The organism is Lysinibacillus sp. RC79, from assembly GCF_041262405.1.
Lineage (GTDB): Bacteria > Bacillota > Bacilli > Bacillales_A > Planococcaceae > Lysinibacillus.
Map to the genome: position 1 here is coordinate 1 of NZ_JBGCCD010000013.1, position 24,276 is coordinate 24,276.

At 35.9% G+C, this 24,276-nt stretch carries 22 protein-coding genes and 3 pseudogenes; 7 read left to right on the forward strand and 18 right to left on the reverse strand.

The annotated features are described in order from the left end of the window. Positions 1-690 precede the first annotated feature (690 nt). Both ABH968_RS13750 and ABH968_RS13755 read left to right on the forward strand, forming a co-directional pair. Positions 691-1,179, forward strand: a complete 489-nt coding sequence (locus tag ABH968_RS13750; RefSeq protein WP_370044740.1) for a MarR family transcriptional regulator — start codon at positions 691-693, stop codon at positions 1,177-1,179. Further along, positions 1,169-2,368 (forward strand): MFS transporter, encoded by a 1,200-nt coding sequence (locus tag ABH968_RS13755; protein WP_370044742.1) that lies wholly within the window; start codon positions 1,169-1,171, stop codon positions 2,366-2,368. Before ABH968_RS13750 ends, ABH968_RS13755 begins: the two co-directional genes overlap by 11 nt. A gap of 476 nt (positions 2,369-2,844) precedes the next feature. Here ABH968_RS13755 and ABH968_RS13760 read toward each other — a convergent pair. Beyond that, positions 2,845-4,037 (reverse strand): annotated as a pseudogene (locus ABH968_RS13760) (IS110 family transposase). 416 nt (positions 4,038-4,453) lie between these two features. Next, positions 4,454-4,858 carry an APC family permease gene (locus ABH968_RS13765; protein WP_370044744.1) on the reverse strand — a complete coding sequence of 135 codons (405 nt, stop codon included), beginning with the start codon at positions 4,856-4,858 and terminating at the stop codon, positions 4,454-4,456. Positions 4,859-5,075: 217 nt separating this feature from the next. On the opposite strand from ABH968_RS13765, the gene ABH968_RS13770 reads away from it, so the two are divergent. After that, positions 5,076-5,672, forward strand: coding sequence for a transposase (locus ABH968_RS13770; RefSeq protein ID WP_370044746.1), 597 nt, complete (start codon positions 5,076-5,078; stop codon positions 5,670-5,672). 547 nt (positions 5,673-6,219) lie between these two features. Here the strand turns inward: ABH968_RS13770 and ABH968_RS13775 are convergent. Then, entirely contained in the window at positions 6,220-6,603 is a 384-nt protein-coding gene (locus tag ABH968_RS13775) for a hypothetical protein (protein ID WP_370044748.1), read from the reverse strand. 266 nt (positions 6,604-6,869) lie between these two features. On the opposite strand from ABH968_RS13775, the pseudogene ABH968_RS13780 reads away from it, so the two are divergent. Continuing rightward, a pseudogene (locus tag ABH968_RS13780) lies at positions 6,870-7,333 on the forward strand (DUF3231 family protein). A 65-nt stretch (positions 7,334-7,398) separates the two neighbouring features. On the opposite strand, the pseudogene ABH968_RS27850 reads toward ABH968_RS13780, so the two are convergent. The 4 genes and pseudogenes from ABH968_RS27850 to ABH968_RS13805 all read right to left on the reverse strand — a co-directional run. Then, a pseudogene (locus ABH968_RS27850) lies at positions 7,399-7,734 on the reverse strand (IS66 family transposase); the annotation flags it as partial. Positions 7,735-7,943: 209 nt separating this feature from the next. Then, positions 7,944-8,486 (reverse strand): hypothetical protein, encoded by a 543-nt coding sequence (locus tag ABH968_RS13795; RefSeq protein WP_370044750.1) that lies wholly within the window; start codon positions 8,484-8,486, stop codon positions 7,944-7,946. A 141-nt stretch (positions 8,487-8,627) separates the two neighbouring features. Next, on the reverse strand, positions 8,628-9,644 hold the full coding sequence (locus ABH968_RS13800; RefSeq protein ID WP_370044752.1) for an inorganic phosphate transporter: 1,017 nt from the start codon (positions 9,642-9,644) through the stop codon (positions 8,628-8,630). 15 nt (positions 9,645-9,659) lie between these two features. Next, positions 9,660-10,280 (reverse strand): DUF47 domain-containing protein, encoded by a 621-nt coding sequence (locus ABH968_RS13805; RefSeq protein WP_370044754.1) that lies wholly within the window; start codon positions 10,278-10,280, stop codon positions 9,660-9,662. Positions 10,281-10,952: 672 nt separating this feature from the next. Between ABH968_RS13805 and ABH968_RS13810 the strand changes: the two genes are divergently transcribed. Both ABH968_RS13810 and nhaC read left to right on the forward strand, forming a co-directional pair. Next, on the forward strand, positions 10,953-11,612 hold the full coding sequence (locus tag ABH968_RS13810) for a sulfite exporter TauE/SafE family protein (protein ID WP_370044756.1): 660 nt from the start codon (positions 10,953-10,955) through the stop codon (positions 11,610-11,612). 123 nt (positions 11,613-11,735) lie between these two features. Continuing rightward, on the forward strand, positions 11,736-13,118 hold the full coding sequence (gene nhaC / locus ABH968_RS13815; protein WP_370044758.1) for a Na+/H+ antiporter NhaC: 1,383 nt from the start codon (positions 11,736-11,738) through the stop codon (positions 13,116-13,118). 150 nt (positions 13,119-13,268) lie between these two features. On the opposite strand, the gene ABH968_RS13820 is transcribed toward nhaC, so the two are convergent. The 3 genes from ABH968_RS13820 to ytaF all read right to left on the reverse strand — a co-directional run bounded on the left by ABH968_RS13820 (position 13,269) and on the right by ytaF (position 15,699). Continuing rightward, positions 13,269-14,228 (reverse strand): LCP family protein, encoded by a 960-nt coding sequence (locus ABH968_RS13820; RefSeq protein ID WP_370044760.1) that lies wholly within the window; start codon positions 14,226-14,228, stop codon positions 13,269-13,271. 25 nt (positions 14,229-14,253) lie between these two features. Next, complete coding sequence (locus tag ABH968_RS13825; RefSeq protein ID WP_370044762.1) at positions 14,254-14,910, reverse strand: DUF1232 domain-containing protein; 657 nt, start codon at positions 14,908-14,910, stop codon at positions 14,254-14,256. A 153-nt stretch (positions 14,911-15,063) separates the two neighbouring features. Then, positions 15,064-15,699: a sporulation membrane protein YtaF gene (gene ytaF, locus ABH968_RS13830; RefSeq protein ID WP_370044764.1), complete on the reverse strand. Its 636-nt coding sequence runs from the start codon at positions 15,697-15,699 to the stop codon at positions 15,064-15,066. A gap of 439 nt (positions 15,700-16,138) precedes the next feature. Here ytaF and ABH968_RS13835 point away from each other — a divergent pair, with 439 nt between their 5' ends. Next, positions 16,139-16,816 (forward strand): class I SAM-dependent methyltransferase, encoded by a 678-nt coding sequence (locus ABH968_RS13835; protein ID WP_370044766.1) that lies wholly within the window; start codon positions 16,139-16,141, stop codon positions 16,814-16,816. Between the two features lie 246 nt (positions 16,817-17,062). Here the strand turns inward: ABH968_RS13835 and ABH968_RS13840 are convergent, their stop codons facing one another. The 8 genes from ABH968_RS13840 to ABH968_RS13875 form a co-directional block, all read right to left on the reverse strand. Further along, entirely contained in the window at positions 17,063-17,671 is a 609-nt protein-coding gene (locus ABH968_RS13840; protein ID WP_370044767.1) for a zf-HC2 domain-containing protein, read from the reverse strand. Continuing rightward, complete coding sequence (locus tag ABH968_RS13845) at positions 17,658-18,173, reverse strand: RNA polymerase sigma factor (RefSeq protein ID WP_370044769.1); 516 nt, start codon at positions 18,171-18,173, stop codon at positions 17,658-17,660. Before ABH968_RS13845 ends, ABH968_RS13840 begins: the two co-directional genes overlap by 14 nt. A gap of 184 nt (positions 18,174-18,357) precedes the next feature. Continuing rightward, a complete protein-coding gene (locus ABH968_RS13850) occupies positions 18,358-18,681 on the reverse strand; it encodes a YnfA family protein (RefSeq protein ID WP_370044770.1) in 324 nt (107 codons plus the stop codon). Positions 18,682-18,907: 226 nt separating this feature from the next. After that, positions 18,908-19,645 carry an urease accessory protein UreH domain-containing protein gene (locus ABH968_RS13855; RefSeq protein WP_370044772.1) on the reverse strand — a complete coding sequence of 246 codons (738 nt, stop codon included), beginning with the start codon at positions 19,643-19,645 and terminating at the stop codon, positions 18,908-18,910. Between the two features lie 229 nt (positions 19,646-19,874). Next, positions 19,875-21,392 carry a multicopper oxidase family protein gene (locus tag ABH968_RS13860; RefSeq protein WP_370044773.1) on the reverse strand — a complete coding sequence of 506 codons (1,518 nt, stop codon included), beginning with the start codon at positions 21,390-21,392 and terminating at the stop codon, positions 19,875-19,877. Positions 21,393-21,439: 47 nt separating this feature from the next. Continuing rightward, positions 21,440-22,483, reverse strand: coding sequence for a sensor histidine kinase (locus ABH968_RS13865; protein WP_370044775.1), 1,044 nt, complete (start codon positions 22,481-22,483; stop codon positions 21,440-21,442). Continuing rightward, on the reverse strand, positions 22,480-23,136 hold the full coding sequence (locus tag ABH968_RS13870) for a response regulator transcription factor (RefSeq protein WP_370044777.1): 657 nt from the start codon (positions 23,134-23,136) through the stop codon (positions 22,480-22,482). The genes ABH968_RS13865 and ABH968_RS13870 overlap by 4 nt, the downstream gene beginning before the upstream one ends. Positions 23,137-23,289: 153 nt before the next feature. Next, a complete protein-coding gene (locus ABH968_RS13875; RefSeq protein ID WP_370044779.1) occupies positions 23,290-24,159 on the reverse strand; it encodes a LysR family transcriptional regulator in 870 nt (289 codons plus the stop codon). Positions 24,160-24,276: the final 117 nt, after the last annotated feature.

Below are 24,276 nucleotides of genomic sequence, written 5' to 3' on the forward strand. Positions count from 1 at the left end.
TCCTGTAAGCCTGTTAGCATTCATACGCCTATAACGTATCATGGATTTTCATATTAGCTAGTCTTACTCACCCACATCTAACCTCACAATTTGGTAACATACACATTTCTATGTATCGCAGTTATAGACCCGTACATTCAGAAGTTTGTCAGCTTAACCTTTTCTTTTAGGTTCATTCGCATTCTCACCATATTCATTCAACTCAAGCATCATGATTTACACCACCCCCGCGGGTAGGCTTTCGTCAGCCGAACTGTTACGGTAAATTCTCACGCCTTTTCGCCAAGCTTATAACACTTTCATTCTTACTAAATCAAGTGCTATTCGATTAAGAGAGAACCCTTCTAGGCGTTACCCTATCATTTGATTCTTCGATATAACCCTTCAATTCCGAAAGGAACTGCCTAGCCTTTACCGGATTAATGTAACCATCATCCATTTGAACTAGGAACATTTCGCACAACAAACCTGCTCCGTTAGCCAGCCATGTAGCGCAAAAACCAGCGATACACCACAGAGAATGAAAGATTATTTCGTTCTTTCATGGGAGTTTAAGAAGAACAGCGACGCTTATTAAACAATCGCGCCCGTTTGTTTAACAGTTAATTTACACTTGACACCTCTTTTTGTTAACTGGTAAACTAATATTGTTAACTAGTTAAAAATAAACAAAAAGTTAGGTGATACATTATGAATCATTTAGACAAAAAGAAGAAAGCGTTGAATGCTTTGCAACAATTTATCAAAGAAAGAGAAGCCGTTCAAAAGAGTAAAAGCTTCAGTAAAAAAAATGAAGAAAACTCCATTGTTATGGATTGGACTCTCACTCAATTACACATTGTTTCAGCCATCAAGGCGCAGGGATCTGCGAATAATACATCCCTTTCGGAAACGTTAAACGTCTCCAAGCCAGCCATTACAAAGGCAATCAAAAAAATGCTAGAGAAGAACGTTATTGTCGAGACCAGACAGGAGACCAATCAAAAAGAAGTTCACTATCTCCTTACTGATTTCGGGAAGCAACTTGCCTCTATCCACGATCAATTGCATGAGAAGGTAAGGAATCGATATTTGCGCCTATTGGATAGTTTCAATACAGACGAGTTAGAAACCATTATAACTTTTTTAGAAATGATTACTGACAAACTAAAAGGTGATGACGTTCCATTTGGAGAATAAATATGCAAAAGAGTGTAGCTCAAAAAAATCTTTTGTCTTATTTGCCCTGAGTATTAGCACGTTTTTTGCTTCTTTAAGCCAGAACATCTATACGCCGATCATTCCCCTTATTCGGGATTCGTTTGAAGTATCCATCAGCTGGGTGAATTTTACGGTCAGTAGCTTTATCTTTATTATTGCGGTGATACAGATTGTTCTGGGAACAGTGGTTGATCATCAAAATAAAAAAAGATTATTGCTCATTAGCCTTCTTTTGATGGGCGTATCAGCAGTCATTTGTACTTACACCAACAGTTTTACGTTGTTTACGCTTTTCAGAATGATTCAGGCAATCGGGGCCGGGATAATCCCTTTAGTTGCAATTAGTATGATTGCACAGTTATTTGAAGGTGAAGCAAGAGGAAGTGCCATGGGAACATATCAAATCCTGCTTACCCTTGCTCCCGCCGTTTCACCTGTGGTTGGAGGTTTTATTGGAGAGTTTTTTGGTTATGAGGGAATTTTCCTTTTTCTTTTGATTATGGCGGTTTCCTTGCTGATGTTCATTGTTTATCTGCTGCCAAGTGAAAAACAGGATGAAACTGACGAAAAACAGTCCAAGGGATTTATCCATGCCTATAAGGCAGTCTTTTCCCATTATATTGGAACAAGTATTATGATCGTCAGTTTTTTAGTGTTTTTCATCTATTTTGCTATTCTCGTCTATCTGCCTGTCTTGCTCCATGATCATTATCATGTATCTTTACAGTTCATTGGATTACTATATTTACCTTTGACAGTCAGCATGATTGTCGGAAGTATGTTATTTAAAAGGTTGCAGAAAAAAATATCCCTAAATACTTTGTTTATCTCACTGTTAATTTTTATGCCATTGCAGGTCATACTATTTGGTGTACTTCACGCTCAATCACTTGTGGGGTTAAGTATTATCTTATTTGGTTATGGAATTATGGTTGGGTTTTCTGCTCCCCTATTCTCGACGCTTATTAGCAATGAGTACAGCGAGCACCGAGGAACAGCTTTAGGAGTTTTTAACTTCGTCCGTTATTCAGGCATGGCGCTTGGTGGAATGTCCTCCGCATTGTATCATGTACTGCCTGGTTCTGCTTTATTTGTGCTGTTTGGTGTTTTACTGCTCTTGGTTTCCATACTACCTTATAAAAGATTTCAAAGCAGGAATGCTTCATAAACAAACAAAAAGACAACGGATTTTAATATCTGTTGTCTTCCTAGTTTTTACTTCACTATCTGGTCCGATTGTTGAACACAAGTTAAACAACACTGTTGAACTAACCTCCCTCTATAAACATTGATGTATCAACTGTTTCCACCACTTCGTGATGAAGAAAAAATATTTTATCACTTGATTTATAAACAGTATTTTTAATTTATAGTTATAATTTACAACCTGAGTGTACGCTTCGCTAAAACTAATGGAAATCATTAGCTTTTTAATCCACTATGTGATGCACAATGGATCTCTGCAATACTTATGACGACGTACCCTCCCATGTCGCTTAGCGTCATTTGCGCTTACATTCCTTCGTTCGGTCTATTCATAAGGCAGAGGCCTGCTATGCTGCACCGGAGACTCATAGTCTGAGTTTAGTTATTTTGCTGGCTTCTCCGTGTCATCCTTCTTTTATAGTTCGATGAAAGAATTAATTACGCTGCCTCTGCGAGACAATAGAGGTCATTCATCATATGTTGTTCGTTAAAAAAGACTTTCTTTTTGCATATGCCATGTAATACCTTCAGTAGTTTACCACGGAGTATCACCATTGATTGCTTTCCCCTTAAGGGATTTTGTTGTCTTGTTGTGTAATATTCATGAAGCTTTTTAAACGCTTCGTTATGACGAATAAGCGGGACTATAACCTTGAATAGAGTGTTTCTAAGCTTCTTTCGTCCTCGTTTAGAGATATATTTTTGTCCCTTATGTTGACCAGACGAACTTTCACGTAATGTTAATCCCGCTAGTTTTATGAGTTGGCGTGGATTTTCATAAAGTGAGAAGCTTCCTACATCTGATAGTAAATCAACGATTGTCACGTCTCCTAAACCAGGAATTGAAGCCAGTATTTCATATTCAATTGTTATTTGTGCCATTGCTGCTAATTGTTCATTTAAAGTTTCAATTTCGGTTTCTAATAACCGATACTGACGTAAGAGCGTGGCGATTTCATGTTGGGCCAGCTGTGTTCCTTCTGTCAGTCCGATAGAGTTTTGCGCGGCTTCTATGAGAAGCTTGGCTTTCGGTAACTGTGGAGCTCTCATTCCCTTTACCTGTCGGTAAAGAAAGACCAGCTCTTCAGCTGTTTTCTCTTTAATATCTTTTGGTAATGGTGTCATTTCTAGTGTTACAAGTGCCATCTTCCCGAAATTAGAAAAAACTTGAGAACTCTGGAAAGTAGCGGTCAAGCCAACGGATGATTCGGTTTTTGATACTAGCCAAATCCTCCGTCAATTTTGAACGAAGAGTAGAACCAATGCGAAGCTCAGCTTCAATGTCTTTCAGTATACGTGGATAACTGAAACGTCCATCCTTTAATAAGCGAGCGATGACTAGTGGGATTCCGTATTGATCTAAGAAATAGGCTAAGTTCATCCAGTAGTGGCCTGTAGGCTCAATCCCTATTATTACTTCAGTTTTCTTAGCTTCCTTCATCGTTTGAAGAATCTTTTCATACAAGTTTTCGAAGCCCTTCTTTCGATTGATGTACGGCAAAAGCTTTTTCTATTACTCGCCCGCGTTCATCGACAAAGCATGCGTAATGAATATGCTTGGCAATATCCATACCAATAACGAGTGTATTTTCAGTTACTTGATTAATTTTATTATTCCATTTAGAATGCATAAAGGAGTCCTCCTTGTTTGATGATGGGTCAATGGTCGTTGACACTCATGCATCATACTAGAGGGCTCCTTTTCTTTCAAGACATCGAACATCCTTCAAACAGGAATGCTGCACGGTTAGTTCAATAAGAATTAAACAACTTAAAAAGATTCTTTTTTCCCTACATTTGGAGTCTTTTTGAATACATAAAACCAATGCTATATTCATAACTTTTTTCATTGAAAACCTCAAAAAGGCTTAGGAATAACGCCTAAGCCTTTCAATCTTTTATGATTGTGTAACGATTAATTTAAAATCATCAAAAGATGATAAAGTAGTTATCAATTCTTATTCCAATCTATCGATGTAGCTTTAGAATAAGGAACAATAGAACCATCCCTATATTATTATATTAGAGAGACTGAAGAAAGAATTAACTACGTTTCTTTAGTATGATATTTCTCTCTTTTTGCTCTCCAAGTGATATACCCGATACATGAAAGAGCCACAATAATTGGAATCGCGATAAAAGAGCCGATAAAAGGATAAGCCGCTAGACATAGTATACAAGATATCGCAGCTAACACCTTACCCAAAACATTTGTAATCAACTTAACTCCTGCTGCTGTACCAACAACATAGGTGGCGATCGCTAAAGAGTTAGGAATAAACACTAGCTGGTCTAATTCAATGTGAAAAATAAAACTTAACAATAAACCTATTACTGCAATCGATCCCACTAATAAAACTGCACGACTAGGGGTTGAATATTTTTTATTGATGTTATCCAACCATGAGGGTGCCAGGCGTTCATGAGATAAGGAATAACCTAACCGACTCATACTCGCAACAAAAGGAAGAAATCATTTTACTCAAAAGTAGAATGCATGCCATTTTACAGCTGAGTTTTCCAGAATTAGAAAAAAGCTGATTACACCGAGTTCAGCACTATTTTTAAATATTGTACAACTATATCCTCACCCTGCACTTTTACAGGCCCATTCAAAAACGATTATTAAAAATCGTTTAAAGGTCAATACGCGAAAAAACCTATCGCTAATGCGTGCGGAGGCTAAAGCTATTACATTATTAGAAGCAGCTGAAAATAGTTACCCGGCGATTAAACCCACAGATTTTCGTTGTGATCAAGCACGAGATTACGCAGCTCGCATTGCGGATTTACTAGAGAAGAAAGATGCGCTTGTGAAACAGATGGTGGAATTGTCGAAAGGACGAAAAGAATATCTAGTATTTCGTTCGATTCCTGGGGTTGGCGATTCAACGGCGTGCCGATTAATTGGAGAAGTTGGTGACATCCGCCGTTTTCAAAATGCGAAACAACTGAACGCTTACGCAGGCATTGATATTATGCGGTACCAGTCTGGGAATACGCAATATCGAGACAGGATTAATAAACGAGGAAACAAACATCTACGTAAGATTTTATATTTTATGGTGTGCGCCATGCTTATGGCTAAAGGAAAACCGAATCATTTTGTGGACTATTACTACAAATTAAAAAAGCAACCTCAGAGGAAGCCTCATAAGGTTGCGATCATCGCCTGCATCAATAAGTTTCTGAAAGTGACATTTCAGTTACTGACGCGTGGCATTCTTTACGATTATGAGTCCGCACTACCAGCTCAGAAATCGTAATCACCTACATAGAACTATATCATAATGACCTTTCGAAAAAAATAAAATTCGTCAGGTCTCTTTGGCGTATCTAAAAATGAGTGTGAAGTTGTGAGGGATATCCCTCACAACTTCACACTCATAAAAATATAAATTATTCTTTAAATAAGGTTGACTAATCGTAAGAAATGAGGCTGGGACAAATGTGTTTCAGCCAACAAAAATACCGAACTATCCAATGAAACTCTCATGAAGTGTTTCGGAAAAGTTCGGTTTTTCTATTTAGCGTGTTTTGTTAATTTAGAGATTATTCGGCTTTATGAAGGAACCATTTAGTTATGTCCCAGCCCCATTCGTGATGCGTACCGAAAAGGTGTGCCTATTTTTTTATAATTCGGGCTTACGGATAAATCGTGACCATTTTTAACATTGAAAAAATTTTGGGTGAAAAACATACCACACGTATCTAGGCTAAGCTCTGTAAGTATTATGGGGGGCAGAAAAAATGCGGATTTACAACGCTAAGGTATTAAACTACGCTTCGGGAACTAAATCAACCTCATTCAAATTAAATACTTGTAGCATATTTTTCAATCTGTTTTTCTTTCTGTTTTTCTTTTTGACCTGATAATCCTGTTTTAGAAAACTTATCGAATTGTTCTTTATCCAAAACTTTTGTTAGTTGATTCATAAGCATGTCGGTGATCATATCCTTTATATCGCTAGAACCCTGTTCATTTTCTTGAGATTTTGGTATCTTTGTTTCTTTAATCATGACTTTTTCGCCATTTGCTTTTGTTACATAATGACGTATATAGCCGTTCTCTTTTCTGATTTCATATGTTGCTTTGGACTTTTTATCTTTATCTAAAAACAAATCATCTGATAAACGATTAGAGCCATCTTTTTTTTGGGTGCTAAGGTAATTAGTACTTCCCAATTGAATATTCATTATGCCCTCCTGAATTTGTAATATATTCACTTTTAATATCGGACATAGTTTACTTTCTTGAACAATAACGATTGGTTTTAATAAATCTAATTAGTGTCCAGTCATAAAAATGCAGAGGCACAACAACAAGTATCTGATAAAAAATCAATGAATGGACTTAGTATTGTATGAAGCTCAATTATATTTCTTAAAAAAACGAATTTTATTTCTTTTTTCACCCATAATATCCATGTTTAAAATGTTCAAATAAGAAAGGAAGTGCAAGTATGGGAATACTTAGTGTAAACCCTAAAGACGAACCATTACACTACGGTGAAGTATTTAGTATCTGGACACATCTTACAGTGAATTATGGCTCCATAGCTGGGTATCAAACATTTTACAACCATTCTGGTGATGAAGATTTAAGAAAAGTTATCGAAGATATCATCGACACTTGTAGAGAAGAAGCAAAACAGTTAGAAAAAATATTAAAAACTAACGGCGTTGCTCTGCCTCCTGCACCACCAGAGAGACCTGTTGCACGAATTGAGGATATTCCTCCTGGTGCAAAATTTAATGTCCAGAGATTAGTGCTGCTCTAACAGGTGACCTTGCAGCTGGATTAGTTACATGTAGCCAAGTCATGGGTATGTCAACTAGAGAAGATATTGGATTAATATATGGTCAATTCCATACAGCAAAAGCTCAACTTGGCGCTAAACTATTACGTCGTAAGCCCGAAATATAAAAAAGCGCACCTTTTCGGTACACACGATGAATTGCCATCTATCCTAATTTTTTTCGGATAGATGGCTATTTTGCACATGTGGCTTGGATTTTTTTCGACCAAGGCATGTAATTATTTAAAATCTCTGGCTGCTGGTGAATCAGTAAATTTGGCAATTCTGTCATTAACGTCACTAGGTATTGATAGAAATCGATGCCGTTTGCTTTTGCCGTTTCAGCCAAACTTAAACAGATGGCATTCGCTTTAGCGCCTGCTTCACTAACAGAAAAGAGCCAGTTCTTACGACCAATCACATTTGGACGAATCGCATTTTCAGCTGGATTATTATCGATTTCAATTCGACCATCGAATAGAAAAGCCTTTAATCCGTGTACACGATTTAATGTGTATTCCGCAGCTTTGGTACAATATCGAACTTAATCCTTACAATTTTGCTTAATTAATATGTGTCTAACTTTTGAGCACACTTCACACTGAGTGGTCTTTTAGCTAATAAATTAACGATTTGGATTTCGGTCAATAAATTCCTCAATATCACTTAGCTTAAAAACTAAGTTCGGCTTTTTTAACATTGAACTATTAAACATGTACTACATAATTTAAAATGATATTATTCATCTCGTTCTTCAAGCCAATTATAAAACTGGGGTGCTTTTCTATTTTCTTCAACAAATAGTATATTTATTTGAGCCAGCATATTCTTTAAATTAGTAATAAGAAAATCAGCCCTGGATGCAGAGACTTCTTCGGATTCTATTTCTTGTTCAATTTCCTTGGCGGATGTTAATAAATTCAATCCTTTATCCCGTTTCTCGGTATCATTCATACCTATTATTTTAAATGTATCTTCCATAATCGCATTAAGGTACTTGTAAATTTCATTCAGTTGATTTGCACTCGCTGCACTAATCACCTCGCCCTTAGACCAATAGATTTCAAAGTGAGTAATACTACGTCCACTCTTAATTTCTTTATAATCGACTTCTAATTCCGTATAGTTATTGATTTCATTAATAGCCACATCTGCCTTTCTGTCGTTCTGCTCGAGCTTTCCGTCGCCTTCTTTCCCATCCGTTGGTCTGCTCGGGCTTTCCGTCGCTTCGCCTTTTCTTTCCGTCGTTCTACCCTGCCTTTCCGTCGCCTTCTTTCCCATCCGTCGTTCTGCTCGGGCCTTCCGTCGCTTCGCCTTTTCTTTCCATCGTTCTAGACGGACTTTCCGTCGCTTTCTTTCTACCCAATTCGAATTAATCAATCAAAAAAGGAATGCACGCAATTTGTGCATTCCCCCACTATGTTAGAAAAATAAACTTAAAATAAAGTAAATAGCTGCAGCCATGACTGCTGAAATTGGCATGGTGATTACCCATGTTGTCACGATTTTTCGTGCCATGCCCCATTTAACACCTTTAACACGGTGTGCTGTTCCTACTCCCATGATAGATGAAGAAATAACATGTGTTGTAGATACTGGTAAGTGAATTAATGTCGCACCGAAGATGATGGATGCAGAAGCAAGGTCTGCTGCTACCCCGTTTACTGGACGGATTTTCATAATCTTGCCGCCGACTGTTTTGATGATTTTATAACCACCTACAGAAGTACCAAGACCCATCGCACATGCTGCTGCAAAACGTACCCATAGAGGAATATCGTCTGTATGATGCAAGCCTCCTGCAATTAAAGCGAGCGTAATAATCCCCATCGCTTTTTGCGCATCGTTTGTACCGTGTGTAAATGATTGTAAAGCGGCTGTACCAATTTGCATTGTCCGGAAGCCTTTATTCGTTCGATATAAATTTGTATCCTTAAATAAAACTTTCATTAAAGTCATCATTAAGAAACCGCCTGCAAACGCAAGTATTGGTGAGAAAATAAGTGCCTGAAGAATTTTTATAAAGCCGCTATAGTTCAATACATTAAAGCCTGCCGCTGCAATTGCAGCACCTGCAACAGAACCAATCAATGTATGCGATGAACTAGACGGAATTCCAAAGTACCATGTTACTAAATTCCAAGTAATCGCTGATAATAATGCCGCTAAAATAACGACAGAACCTGTAATATCTCCATCAAAAGCATTTAAGCTGAACGGGTCTACAATATCCTTTGTTAATGCTTTTGCTACCCCAACGAATGTAATAGCTCCAACGAAGTTCATAAGGGCAGCCATATATACTGCTGTACGTGGCTTCAATGCTCTGGTTGATACAGAAGTTGCTATTGCGTTGGCTGTATCATGGAAGCCGTTAATAAAATCAAACACAAGTGCGAACATAACGACTAATATTGTTATCAGTAATATCGTATCCATTTCTTACACTCCATCTTACGCGTTACGCATAATTATTGTTTCAATTGTGTTTGCTACAGTTTGGCAGCAGTCTGCAATATCTTCAAATTGTTCATATATACTCTTGAAGACGATGATGCGCATCGGATCTTTTTCTTGAATAAATAATTGCTTCATAGAAGAACGGAAAATTTCATCACATTCACGCTCGTAGTCCTTTATTTGAATAGCATGTTTACGCATTTCAACAAGCTTTTTACTATTTAATAACTCCATTGCTTGAACCATTTCGTCTGTACTTTTCGCGATATATGTTAAGAATTGGCGCATCGGATCTGTAACTTCTGTTAAATTATACATATCAAAATGAGCAATACAGCCTTCCATACCATCAATGACATCATCTAATTTATTGGCAAGTGATAAAATATCTTCACGCTCAATAGGTGTCATAAATGATTTATTTAGCATAACGATAAGCTCGTGAATTAATTTATCTCCACTTGTTTCATATTGCTTCATTGTGTCTGCGATTTCTTTTAGTGCATCTATATCTTGAATACGTGCATTATGTGCATAGTAAATACCTTCTTTGACATTTTTAGAAATGTTTAATAATGCTTTGAAAAATGGATCTTGCTTGTTTGAGTTGAACATCATGTTCCTCCTGTTGAATGAATATTGTCGATTTCTGCAATCATCATAACAAAACTTTCACATAATTCTACAGATTTTTAAACATAAAATAGTTGAATTTACAAAAATGTAATATAAAATTCGCCACAATTATTTTTAGGTACTTTTCCAAGTTGAAAACGTTGGAAACTCAGTAACAAAAATTATCGATTTTTCTTCAAATATTACCGTTTTTTCTTTCATTTTTATAAAAATACTTGAAAAAACTTTTTTTCCTTCTATTTTTTCATCGTTTTCAATGTTAAGGAATTGTAAACGATATTTACATTCCTCCATTGTCATTTATTACAATTCGCAGTACTGTAATAAGAAAAGTGTAACTTACACAATATGCGTAAAGAAGGTTGTGAGTATCATACATATGGAGATCGATTTACTATCACTTGTAATACTTTTAGTACTTGGCTTTATCGCATCCTTTATCAATTATGCCTCGGCATAATTGCGTCCGGAATCGGCTTTGTGCTTGCACAAAGAACTCCTTTCCGATTCTGTGACATCCGCCGGAGGCTTTAACTTCTTTCAGCGGATGTTTGGACACCCGCTGGAAAGTGACTTAAAACCGCATTCATTTGCTGAAAGAAGTTAAATGCGATTGTCGGTGGCGGTGGATTAATTTCATTACCTGCGCTTATGGCAGTTGGTTTACCTCCAAGTACTGCAATTGCCACAAACAAACTCGCCAATACAATTAGCAACGGGACTAGCATGTTAACTTTTTTACGAGCTGGCAAGGTTGATGTTAAAAAGAATAAGAAAATAATGCCTTTTATATTTATTGGTTCATTCATTGGTGCATACACCGTGCATCTCGTTTCACCAGCTATTTTAAAGCCTCTAATGCTTGTTATGCTCGTCCTTGTTACCGCTTATACAATTTTCAAAAAAGATTGGGGACAACAACCTGAAGAACGGACATTAAGCACTGTGAAGAAAATAGCCTTTATTGGCGCTTTTGCTGCTGTTGGCTTTTACGATGGTTTCTTCGGACCTGGCACTGGTTCTTTTTTTATTTTTATTTTATTAATGATGGGAAATGATTTCTTGCAAGCTGCTGGCAATGCAAAAGCCTTTAATTTCACATCGAACTTAGCCGCACTTGCTATGTTTTTACTATTAGGAAAGGTAAATTTTTTATACGGTTTACCTATGGGCTTCGTCATGATTTTCGGTGCAATCATGGGTTCGAAATTTGCGCTGAAACGTGGGACAAAAATGATGCGTATTATTTTTATCATCATGACTTGTACATTAATTGTCAAAAATGCATGGGATTATTTCAGTATCCATTAAAGAAAAATACAACCGATTTCATTAACAAAATTTATCAGTCAATTGACAAAATTTATTAGCGTGCTATAATTCTTTTAGGCTTCACCGCGTTGAAGCGAAGAAGTAACTAGTAGGAGGATTAGCATGTTTCGAATAGAAGCAAAGAGTAACCCTCGATTTATCGAGGCAAGCTTTATTATACTTTTAATTATTGCCACGATGGCATTCAGTATTGGGTATTTAAAAGCAACACCCCATATACCTATTTTTCTTGTGATTTCACTTTTACTTGCCTATGGATTACTAAAAAAAGTTCCTTTTCGTGAGCTTGAAGCTGGGATGGTTGCAGGTGCAAGTGCTGGACTTGGAGCAATTTTTATTTTCTTCTTTATTGGTATTCTAATTTCAAGCTGGATTATGGGCGGCACAATTCCAACGCTCATCTATTACGGTTTTTTAACGGTTTCACCAAGCTTTTTCTTTGCAATCGTATTTTTGATTTGTAGTATCGTTGGTGTTTCTGTTGGTAGTTCTTTAACTACTGTAGCAACTGTGGGCGTTGCCTTTATGGGAATTGCCGGTGCAATGGACATCTCATTAGCAATAACAGCTGGTGCGATTGTTTCAGGAGCTTTCTTTGGTGATAAAATGTCTCCGCTATCGGATACAACAAATCTTGCATCTGGTACGGTTGGCGTAGATCTTTTCGAGCATATTAAAAATATGGGTTGGACAACAATTCCAGCTTTCGTGATCTCATTCGTCCTTTATGCAATATTATCGCCAACAGGAGGAAATACTTCTTTTGAAACAGTTGAGCAATTTAAAGAGGGATTACTGTCAACTGGACTTATTCATTGGTATACATTATTGCCAATAGTTGTTCTCGTTATTATGACTTTTTATAAAGCACCTGCACTTATCACACTCGCAGTCGTCTCAGTTATCGGTGTTGGACTTGCCTATATACAAGAACCGATTGCACTATCAAATGTCTTTAAAATCCTTTTTGAAGGCTATGTATCTACTACGGGTAATGAAGATGTGGATGCATTACTGAGTCGCGGTGGTATGAACAGTATGCTATTTACAATTGCCTTAGTCTTATTAGCCTTAACAATGGGCGGTCTATTATTTACGCTCGGCATTATTCAAAGTATTTTAGCGAAGGTAGAGAGCTTCTTTAAAAGTGCTGGCTCTGTTATTACAGGAGCTGCCATTACGGGGATTGGTGTTAACACATTAATTGGTGAGCAATATTTATCCATCCTACTAACTGGTGAAGCATTTAAAGCACAATTTGAGAAGGTCGGGCTGGCTCCTAAAAATTTATCCCGGGTTATGGAAGACGCAGGTACTGTAGTCAATCCTCTTGTCCCGTGGAGTGTTTGTGGTATTTTCATTGCTAGTGTACTAGATATACCAACAACAACTTACCTACCATTTACCTTCTTCTGTCTACTCGGACCAATTTTGACGGTCATCTTTGGTTGGAGCGGTAAAACATTAACGAAGCTTGAAAAATAAGATGGGTAGCTGATGAATTCGTCAGCTACCTTTTTTCTTTAGTGTCTTTCAGCTTTGTGAACTTTATTAAAATAACAAAAAGAGTATGCTTTGAAAAACTGTTCAAAACATACTCTAATTTTATTGTGTATTGCTTGATGCCCTTGTTTCTTAAGATGAAACGTCGTCTGTCTTAGTATTTTTTTCATTGTCCTTTGATGATAAAAACTCTTCTAATGCCTGTTTGTTCTTATCTAAGTCAATATCCAAGACGTCACCTACATCTACTCGTTTGTCTTCATAAGCATTTGCAACAGGAATTCGTAAAGTGTCAATACCTTTAGACTTTCCATTTACCATCCCTTTTGCAATTGTCAGGATTGTTTTATTATCAACATTTGTATCAATGTAGGAATCTGCAACACCCAGTATTTTTGGTAAATTCATTAAACTTGAAACACCGATTTGTTCTTTGACCTTTGTCAAAACTTCTTGCTGGCGTTCCACTCGCCCAAAATCACTTAAACGATCGTGGCGGAAACGTACATAACCTAATAACTCGTTACCATGTAAAACTTGTTCACCAGGATGTAATGTCATACCAATTCCATGAGACATTTCATAAGGAATATCAACCTCAATCCCATCCGGTGCTAAAAGATCTATAATTTTAGGGAAACCTTTAAAATCCACAAGAGCGTAGTAATTAACATCAATATCAAAATTTTGCTTAATTGTTTTCCTTACAAGTTCAGGACCTCCAAAAGCAAAAGCAGCATTTATTTTATTCATTCCGTGATCTGGGATGTCTACATACGTATCCCTCATAATAGAAATCAGTTTGACATCATTTGTCGTTTGATCATAGTGTGCAATCATTAAACTATCCGATCTACCATCCTCGTCTCTAGCGTCACTTCCCATTAATAGCACATTAATCTGACCAAATTGCACATCCGCACCTTCAAATGGGTCATACGCCTTTTCGTTATCTTTTATATGACTATCGTCTGCCATAGCCAATCCGCTATTGTATTGATAAACCCCATAAATAATCCCTGCTACGACTACTAATGCGAATGCTAAGAACAAATTTCTTAGCCATTTACGATTCTTTTTACTTCTTCTCATAAATCAATCCACCTATCATTTAACTCTAAGTTATTTTTTTTAGTAATGCCTTTGTAGTAAGTTGTACGGCTATTGCATCGTCTAAATAACCAATAGGAAATAAATAATCCGGTATAACATCTACTGGAATAATAAAATATAATAATGTACTTCCAATTAAGGTTAGTTCAAAAAGTGTTCCTTTCCCCGATGTGAATTTCTCATATAGCTCTTTTAATTGGCTTATAAATGGACCTATGCTTCCTACACTCTTAATTTTTTCATCAAAATCCTTAAGAATCGTATTTTTACCTTCTTCTGTTTGCGCATATAATCCATAGCTTTCTAGTTTCTGTTCAACATTTGATACCGTAAATTGATCATCGTAAACATTTGAAGATTTAAGAAGAGCTTGTATTGCGTCAACAGACGTATGAATGTCTGAATCTGAATCTGATTCTTCTTGTTTCTGTTCAATCGGGTATCCTGCTGCTTCAAAAAGATTGATTAAAGGAACTTCAAGGCAGTCAGCAAATTTTTCTAAATGTTGTGGTGTCGCTTTTCTCTTATCATTTATTATCCGTGAGATCGTAGCTGTATCGATTTCAGTGAGTTCACTAAACTTCCGCATAGATAATGAACGTTCTTTCAATAACTCTCTCAGCAATAAACCAAGTGTATTACTGTTTCTCTGTTCAGCCATTTTCGATTCTCCCTTCTTACAGTGACTAACATGACTTAAAGCAGTTGTTTAAAATGAAATTATCATTCTCAAGAAGTGTATAATTACGTTGACATTTTGTCAACACTTAAAGACATTTACGCGGCTTGACATAATTGCGTCCACTGAAAGAAGTTAAAAGAAAGCAGCACAAGCAATTATTAACAACATTACTCCACTAATAATTGTTCCAAATTGCCCTACAGTAAATGTGCCTATCCGAACATCCGCTACTTTACTTCCTAAATTGACACCTAACCAAACCGTAATAAAACTCCCAATTGCAGCAAGTATCGAGATGACAAGCGGCGAAAGACCGAGTAAACCTGCACCTACTCCATTCGTAAGTGCATTCGCCGCTAAGGCAATGCCGAGAAGTACAGCTTCTCCCCATCCAATTTCCCCAGACTTATTGAATTGAGCACCCTCGGGATTTCTTAAAATATCTTGAACATTATTATTGGACTGTATTTCATTGTTACTATCCACTATTGAAGTTTCTTGTTTCCGCGGTTTAGCCAAAAGAATAATCCGAATTCCGATTATAAATAATAATAACGCTCCGATGACCACAGGAAGCATACCTGGAAGAATTTTTGACAGCCATACACCAAATGTAATGCCTGCCATACTCATAAGAAAACAAATGACCGAGATTAAAATATTTTTATCAAATCTAACATTTATCTTTCGAATCCCGTATGAAAGTCCGACACCCAAATTATCGATACTGGATGAAAAAGTAAAAGCCAAAATGATTAACCAATTCACTCAACCACACCCCTTATTTTTTTATATCATATTATTCGTGTTGACAAATGGTGCCTATTTATCCAAAAATGTTGACAAAAAAACAACAATATTTCGGTAACACAATAAAGTGTGCGAATTAATAAAATTAATAAAACAAAAGCAATATTGGCTTATCAACATAACGTGAGGTTGATTTACATTCCGGCAGGGCTTTCAATGAGCCGATTGAGTCAATGGATATTGGTCAGAAGCGGTATCGCATTATTACAGCGTTTATCTCTCTTATATTCCAATTCGGAATCAAAATTGATAATTTTACGCATTTCTGTTCAATAAAACTCTCTGTTATGCTAAAAATAAAGGAGCTGAGGGACAATGACAACAATATGGAATGCCAGTTTATATGATAAAAAGCATGACTTTGTTTCAAAATTTGGAGGGAGCTTAGTGGATTTACTTGCACCACAAAAAAAAGGAAAGTATTTTAGATGTCGGCTGTGGTACAGGTGATTTAGTTCATGAAATTGCTGCTCTTGGTGCCCATGTTCAAGGGATAGATGCATCCCATGACATGATTATCGGTGCACAGCAAAAATACCCAGACATTACGTTTCACACAATGGATGCTACCGTACTTCATATGTCAAATCAATTCGATGCAGTCTTTTCAAATGCTGCATTACATTGGATGAAACAGCAGGATAAAGTCATTCAAAATATTTACAGCGCACTTAAACAAGGTGGTCGATTCGTCGCTGAAATGGGGGGACACGGTAATATTGCTTCTATTGTTTGGGCACTTCAAAAAAGTATGGAGGAATTAAAACTTTCTTATATAAAGGAATATTTCCCATGGTATTTTCCAACTTTAGAAGAATATCAGTCGAAGTTGGAAGGCGCTGGATTTACAGTTGAAATGATTACACTATATGAGCGCCCAACACCGCTTCAAGGCGAGGATGGGCTAAGGAATTGGCTAGTGATGTTCAGTAATAATATACTTCAGCATTTATCAGAAACTGAAAAAGAACAGATTTATGACAAATGTGAAGAATTATTAAAGCCAAAGCTTTATCAGGATCATCAATGGGTTGCTGATTATTGCAGATTACGCTTTGTTGCTGTAAAAAGGTAACAGTCATTTTACACATGAAATCGCAGAAAGTATTGACGAATATTTCAGGACGTAAAAACGCTTGGAAAATATCCAAGCGTTTTTTCTTTATATTTATTTGTTTGAAATTCCTGACTGCATTTCGTAATTTCTAACGAGCATTCCGTTTGTTTAAGAACGTATATTTTCATTTGGTAATATACGTTCTTCCATATCATTTTGAAAATTTAGTGGTTTTACATAGTAATCTTAGCAAACTTCTAGTTTTCAAACTACATTAATGAAAAACTGACCTTTTTTAGCCTTAATTTCAAAAGAATACTTTATATTATTTTTTAGTCCATCCAATTTTATGCTTTTTCCTGGTGATATCTCAATTTCATCAACCACAACATGACCATCTACATCTTTGATTCTTAGGATTACATTACCATTACTATTTGCATCATTAACGACTTCCTTGTCCCAAAAAATACTATCGAACTTTAAATAATCTTCGTCATTAAAATATAATGTATTCCATTCTTCCTTATCATCCGTTAAATTTACAGTAGCAGTACTCATCGGAAAAAAGATTTGATGTACAGCTCCCACTTCTTGAACAACTAGAGAGCCTATAATTGTAATAATAAAAGTAATCATTATGGAAATTAAGACTTGAATACGACGTTTTTTATTTATTCTTTTAAATGGCGCTTTTGCTATCATTACTTCTTCTGGCAGAATATTATTTGTTGGCTGCTCCATCACTTCTAAATACAATCGACACTCTTCACAATGATGTAAATGTTCCTCGACAACTTTAGTAGTATCTTCACTACAAATTCCATCAATATATGAAGGTAATAAATCTTTTATAATATTACAGTTCATCATGATCACCTCGCACCCTTTCTACCAATTTTAATTTAGCTCGATAATATGTTACCCTTGCCCAGTTCTCGCTTTTATCGAATATCTCTCCAATTTCCTTGAAACTAAGATTGACGGAAGTTCTAAGTAAAAATATTTCACGATACGGTTCTTTTAATAGATGAATTTCCCTATGTAATGAAATAAATGTATTACGTTTTGCAAGTTCCACGTCTGGTAATTCCGAATTAGATGGAACATCCAACCCCATTTCCATCATTTGTTCTACACTACTATGGCTATAACGTTTTTCCTTTTTTAAATGGTTATAGTATGTATGCTTTGCAATTTGACATAACCAAACAGACATCTTACATTCACCGTTGTATCGCTCAATTGACTTTACAGCTTGATAAAAAGTTTCTTGCGTTAGTTCCTCAGCTAAATCGACATTAGTTGTTAAACAAATAAGAAACCGTTTTACTTCATCTGCATAAGATTTGTAAATTTCACTTAAATTCTCCACTTTCCTCCCTCCTCTCTCTAGAATCTTTACGGTGACACTTATATATAGATATTTAATAAGATTCGTTACAAAAATTTTATTTTTTCCAATAAAATTTTAAATTTAAAATAAAAAACCCTTCACAACATGATTTTACTCAAATTGGAAAGGTCCATAAAATTTTTATAAGGTAACATTCTACCTATCATGAACGAGGTATTAAAATCACCAAAACACCAATCAAACAAATACCAGCTCCAACCCAATCCAAGACGTCTGGTTTTTCTCCGTCGATTCCCCAGCCCCACAAAATGGAAAGGACAATAAAGACACCCCCATAGGCTGCGTAAACTCTTCCAAAGGTTGGGAAGGACTGAAAAGTAGCGACAACTCCATATAAAGCCAACACAATCCCGCCTATAACTCCCCAATAAAATGGTTTACCTTCCCTTAACCAAAGCCAAATTAAATAGCCGCCCCCTATTTCACCAATTCCTGCGAGGATAAATAATAGTGTTGCACCAATCATTTTTTTCACTCTTTCTGTATATGTTTAAAAGAAAATTTTAGTATTATCTGCTCTATTATACATAAAAGCACGTTACCATGAATGAAATCAAAAAATTTCGCCTTTCTCCTGTACAACCATTTATAAGCGGTTGTTTATTTTAACAGGAGAAAGGCGAAATATTGAAAGTAGATATTGCTATTATGTTTGAATATACTACCCTTACTTTTCTTGCTTCTGCCTCTCTTTAAGACAATCCCCAGTATGTAATCGTATCCGTAACGCCTATAAAAATCAGAATAACACCCGCTACAATTTGAATCACTCGTCCCATTTTCATGCTTGTACGCATAATGAACCTTTTTGCGTCAAATAAATGAATAAGCCCTAGCATCACTAGTAGTGGCACAGAGGTTGCTATACCAAAAATGGCCGGTAAAGCTACCCCATACGAAGAAGTTGCGACTGTTGGCATTAACCACACGAAAAATAGCACAAACATCGTAGGGCAAAAGGCTATGGAAAAACTAGCACCCATCAGAAAGGAGCCCAATTTCCCCTCTTTTAAAACAGACGGAATATACTTAGGTATTCGATTTAGAAATTTCAATTTTAAAATTCCAATTAGCACGAGTCCTGTTATGAGCATGATTGGACCAATCGCTTTACGAAAAATAGGAAAATACTTAGTCATCTCAGTTTCAAAGGACTGACCGAATAACCAGGCGAAAAAACCTATTAAACTAAATACGACGACTTTCCCAAGTTTAAAAAAAACAATTTCTTGCCAATTGTTTTTCATTTGCAATGTTCGATTTCCATAAAAAGTAATAGCACTCATATTCCCCGTTAATTGACAAGGAGCTAAAGCGCCTATTAATCCAAGAAGAATCGCAACAATGAATGGGGAATGTTCATAGGAGTTTAAAAATACTGTAATAGGTCCACTAATGATTTGGCTTATTTTCGACATTAAACTATACATCTATAAACACCTTCTATTTTTTATAGTAAGTCACAGATTTAGTACCAACTACTACGTCTTTGTATATCAGATGGCAAACTGCTAAGAACGCCTCGATATCAGCTGTGCAATATTTCGTTAAAAAAATAGCTATTCATTATAATCATTCACAAGAATATAAAAGAAAAATCCTGTATCAAAAAATTAACACAGGATTTTAATCAAACTTCATTTTAATCACAATTAAGTGTTAATCCACCTTAATTTGACTCATCATTCCATTATCCTCATGCTCTAGAATATGACAATGGAACATGTAAACGCCTTTATGCTTAAATTTTACAGCTATTTTTACTGTCTCATCTGGTTTTACGGAGATACTGTCCTTCCATCCTAGTTCATTTTCAGGTGGCTTTTTCCCATCACGAGAGAGTATTGTAAATTGTGCTCCATGAATATGGAATGGATGAATCATGCCACCCATCATATCTGGTTTATTATAAATTTCCCATACCTCAGTAACCCCTTGTTTTTGGGTAAAATCAATTCTTTCCGGATCAAATTTCTTCCCGTTTATCGTTACCATGTCCATCATTCCAAAGAGTTCCACTTTTTTTGTGACAGGTAGATCCATTTCTTTATCTTCTAATGACAGATCATTCAATTGTTTAGGGACCCTACTCGTCTCTCCACTTTGATCAGTAACTACAAATGGTAAAAGGACAGTTCCATCCTCATTTATTAAAGCTAGGTCATTAACATCCTTCATTTTTGAAAAGTCAACTACGATTTCTGCTCTTTCGGAAGGCGTTAGTGTAATCTCTTTTAAAGAAACGGGTTCATTCAAGAAACCACCATCCGTTGCGATTTGAAAAAAGGAATCCCCTGTATTTAATTTAAAGGTATAATTTCTAGCATTAGATCCATTTAATAAACGAAGACGCACTTTCTCTTTGTTTACAGTCAATTTAGAATTGAGCGTTCCATTAATTAATAATGTATCTCCAATCGTTCCGTCTGTGTTCATTGCAGAGCTATAATTCAATTGCTTCTTATCATCAAATGTTCTATCTTGGAAAATCAAAGGGAAATCGTTCTTTCCATAATCATTTGGCAATCCAAGACTTTTTGATTGATCATCTTCAATATAAACTAAGCCTGCAAGCCCGTTATATACCTGTTCAGCCGTTTTTCCATGTGGATGGGGATGGAACCATAGCGTTGCTGCTTCCTGATTTACTTTAAATTCGAGAATTTTTTCTTCTCCAGGTTTCAGAATGCTTTGTGGCCCACCATCTTTTTCCCCTGACACTTCTAGTCCATGCCAATGAAAAGTTGTATTCTCATCAAGTTCATTGATAGTTCTAATCTTTACAGTTTCACCTTTTTCAAGACGAATCATCGGGCCGAGAAACGATCCGTTATACCCATACGTATTTGTTTGAACACCATCGAAAATTTCTGTTTTTCCTTTTTGAGCCTTAACTGTGTATACATTTTCATCTTTATTATTCCTTTTAAGTTCAGCCGGGATTTTCACTTCATTTTCCCCTGTTGAATTGTTTAAACTTACCACATTGCTATGACTCTCATGGCCCTTCATCTTGTCATGATCCATGTCTTTCATATCTTTTGAAGAGTGATCCATCCCCTCCATCTTCATAGAGGAATGATCCATGTCCTTCATATCGTTACTTTTTCCTTGGCTACAAGCCCCAAGTATACCCAAACTTGCAATAATACCTACTACTAATGCTATTTTCCTCATGTCAACCATTCCTTTCACCTAAAGTATATAGAACAGTTGTGTAGGAATTATGTAGAAAACGGCATTTGTATACAAAATGTTGTTCCTATATTTTTCTCACTTTTGACGGAAATTGTACCGTTATGTGCTTCTACTAGTTTTTTGGTAATTGTCATACCAATACCGTTACCAGTATATCGATTTTCCACTCGGTAATTTCGTTCAAAGATTTTTTTACTTGTTTCTTCATCCATACCAACGCCATTATCATGTACAAGAATTATATAATCGCCACTTTTTTTAAATAATTTGATGAATATAATGCCATCTTTTTGAACATGGTACATTGCATTTTTTATAATATTGTGTAGAATTTGATTCAATCTCAAGGCATCTACTTTTGCATAGATTGTTTTGTCTAAATCCAATTCTACCTGTATTTCTTTTTCAAGTAATTCACTTGCCAACGTAATAACAGACTTTTCGATTACATTAGCAATCGGTTGCTCTTTCATCATGACCTTAAATGTAGGATTATTAATATCATTTAATGTATCTAATTCTCCAACAAGAAGAATTAGCCTATCAATTTCCTCGACACATGCTTTCAAACGATCTGGAGTAGCTGTCCAAATCCCATCTTCAAATGCACTTAAATAGCTTTTTATTGAGGCTAATGGATTACGAATTTCATGTGCAAGATCCTGTGTCATTTCTTTCCGACGGAGTTCATAAGCGTTTAATGTTTCATCTAGTTTCATCAGTGATTTACCTAATTGACCAATTTGATCATTAATCGTATAGCTGATATTTAAATGACGGTCTCCACGCACTAGTCTTAACGCAAAGTGATTCAGTTCTTGGATAGGTTTCGTTAATGTTTTTGCAATTAATAAACTAGAAATTAGTATAAAAATAAGCAAAATGCCTAATGACCACATTGCCGTTTCCCTTAATGCCATATCAAAATGGTGAATTAATTCCTTAGAATCTGGAATTTGGAGCATCATCAAATGTTCATGACCTTTATAAAGTAATATCCCTGTGATGAATAAGAGTATGCTTGTAGAAAAGATAGCTATAATTAAGGCAATTTTTATATGAAATTTCATTGATTTATAACCTTTTCATTTATTTTGTATCCCAAACCAAAGACAGTTTGGATGTACTCTTCCTTCATTTTTTTACGAATATTTTTAATATGTTGATCCACAATACGAGGATTTATGTTCAAATCAAAACTATATATTTTTTGAATAATATCATCCCTGCTAAAAACCTTTTTAGGATTTTCAGCCAGTAATAGTAAAATGCTAAATTCATGTGGCGTGAGCTGAATGCTTTGATGATTTACAAATACTTTTCTCTCATCTTTATGGAATTCCAACTGTCCTAAAATAATAATTTGTTTTTTATGTGAACTGGGTAACAACCTTTCTGCTCTTATTAATATTTCTTTCGGATGAAATGGTTTAACTACATAGTCATCTGCGCCCATTTCAAATCCAATTACCTTATCATCAATAGAGATTTTTGCTGTAAGCATAATCACAGGAATATCGTAATTTGATTTTACATATTGGCAAATGTCTTCTCCAGCCATATCCGGCAACATTAAATCTAAAATAATCATATCAAGAGGTACTTGATCGATCACTTGGATTGCGGATTCTCCTGTATGTGCAATATATGTATGATCTCCGTTATTTTCAAAATAAGATGCCAATACCTCTGTAATCTTTTCTTCATCATCGACGATTAACACTATCATTTTCCAATTACACCAACTTTGCATAAGAAATTCAAGAATATTATAAACAATATAGACAGTAAAAGTGTTTCATTCATACAATTACCCAATCTAATAGGCCTTTAACGACCTAACATTAATTTCATTTAACGTTTTTCAGTCCACTATTTACCTACCAACTGCATCTTTGTAAATTAGATGACAAACTGCTAAAAACGCCTCAATATCCGCTGTTACATATTTCGTTAAAAAATAAGTATTCGAAACAATATGGGCACATTCCTTTAACGAATAGCTATGAAGTAATTGCTGGTGAGATTCAGCCTCAATTACACTCTTTGGTAAAAAAGCAATTCCTAATCCTTGCTTAACAAAGTTTTTAATAACCTCTGTTTGATTAATATTCATACTTTTATAGCTTGGAAATTGCTGTATTACCTGTTGTATGTCCTGCCAGTAAGGTGCATATTCATGTGTTAATATAGTTTCCTGCTGTAAAAGAGTCCGTGCATCTATCGCCTTTTTTGATATCGGAGCAATCAATTGTAGTGGTTCCTGTGCGAGAAGAACTGTGTGAAGATCACGCGTTGATGTCAATTTTGATAAACCGATATCTACTACGCCAGCATATACCGCTTCCCCGATTTCATTGGACTTTAACAGTTCGATCGTTATTTGAATGGAAGGTTTTTGCTGCTGAAATGTTTGAATGAATACTGGCAATGTAGAATTGGCAATTTGTGGTGCGACACCAATCGTTAACTGGGACGTATAACCATCCAAGAAGGATACAGTATTTTGTAATCCTTCATCAATCGTTGCCATCATTTTTTCTGCGTGTTGAAGGAAGTGAGCACCAATATGATTTAATTTCACATGCTTCCCCTGTCTATCAAAAAGTGTTGTTTGTAGTTCTTTTTCTAGGTGTTGAATATGCTTAGAAACTGTTGATTGTGTAATAAAACGTTGTTCTGCCGTCTCACGAGAATTCTCTGTTTTCGCAGCAATAATAAAAGTTCGTAACCATTCTGTTTCCATAAATAGGCCTCTCTAGTTTTTCATGGATCATCACCAAAACGTGGGTTGATTTCCGTTCCGACTGGGCACTTTCCTGGGGGCGTCCGATGAGCCGCTTCACTCGCGTTGCTCGCTCCA

Bases quoted from the DNA above. Each gene is read 5' to 3' on its own strand.
- ABH968_RS13800 (WP_370044752.1), bottom strand. From the start codon at position 9,644: ATGGATACGATATTACTGATAACAATATTAGTCGTTATGTTCGCACTT.
- ABH968_RS13750 (WP_370044740.1), top strand. From the start codon at position 691: ATGAATCATTTAGACAAAAAGAAGAAAGCGTTGAATGCTTTGCAACAA.
- ABH968_RS13855 (WP_370044772.1), bottom strand. From the start codon at position 19,645: ATGTATAGTTTAATGTCGAAAATAAGCCAAATCATTAGTGGACCTATT.
- ABH968_RS13875 (WP_370044779.1), bottom strand. From the start codon at position 24,159: ATGGAAACAGAATGGTTACGAACTTTTATTATTGCTGCGAAAACAGAG.
- ABH968_RS13865 (WP_370044775.1), bottom strand. From the start codon at position 22,483: ATGAAATTTCATATAAAAATTGCCTTAATTATAGCTATCTTTTCTACA.
- ABH968_RS13765 (WP_370044744.1), bottom strand. From the start codon at position 4,858: ATGAGTCGGTTAGGTTATTCCTTATCTCATGAACGCCTGGCACCCTCA.
- ABH968_RS13770 (WP_370044746.1), top strand. From the start codon at position 5,076: ATGCGTGCGGAGGCTAAAGCTATTACATTATTAGAAGCAGCTGAAAAT.
- ABH968_RS13775 (WP_370044748.1), bottom strand. From the start codon at position 6,603: ATGAATATTCAATTGGGAAGTACTAATTACCTTAGCACCCAAAAAAAA.
- ABH968_RS13860 (WP_370044773.1), bottom strand. From the start codon at position 21,392: ATGAGGAAAATAGCATTAGTAGTAGGTATTATTGCAAGTTTGGGTATA.
- ABH968_RS13820 (WP_370044760.1), bottom strand. From the start codon at position 14,228: ATGAGAAGAAGTAAAAAGAATCGTAAATGGCTAAGAAATTTGTTCTTA.
- ABH968_RS13795 (WP_370044750.1), bottom strand. From the start codon at position 8,486: ATGGGAAAGAAGGCGACGGAAAGGCAGGGTAGAACGACGGAAAGAAAA.
- ABH968_RS13825 (WP_370044762.1), bottom strand. From the start codon at position 14,910: ATGGCTGAACAGAGAAACAGTAATACACTTGGTTTATTGCTGAGAGAG.
- ABH968_RS13850 (WP_370044770.1), bottom strand. From the start codon at position 18,681: ATGATTGGTGCAACACTATTATTTATCCTCGCAGGAATTGGTGAAATA.
- nhaC (WP_370044758.1), top strand. From the start codon at position 11,736: ATGTTTCGAATAGAAGCAAAGAGTAACCCTCGATTTATCGAGGCAAGC.
- ABH968_RS13805 (WP_370044754.1), bottom strand. From the start codon at position 10,280: ATGTTCAACTCAAACAAGCAAGATCCATTTTTCAAAGCATTATTAAAC.
- ABH968_RS13840 (WP_370044767.1), bottom strand. From the start codon at position 17,671: ATGATGAACTGTAATATTATAAAAGATTTATTACCTTCATATATTGAT.
- ABH968_RS13810 (WP_370044756.1), top strand. From the start codon at position 10,953: ATGGCAGTTGGTTTACCTCCAAGTACTGCAATTGCCACAAACAAACTC.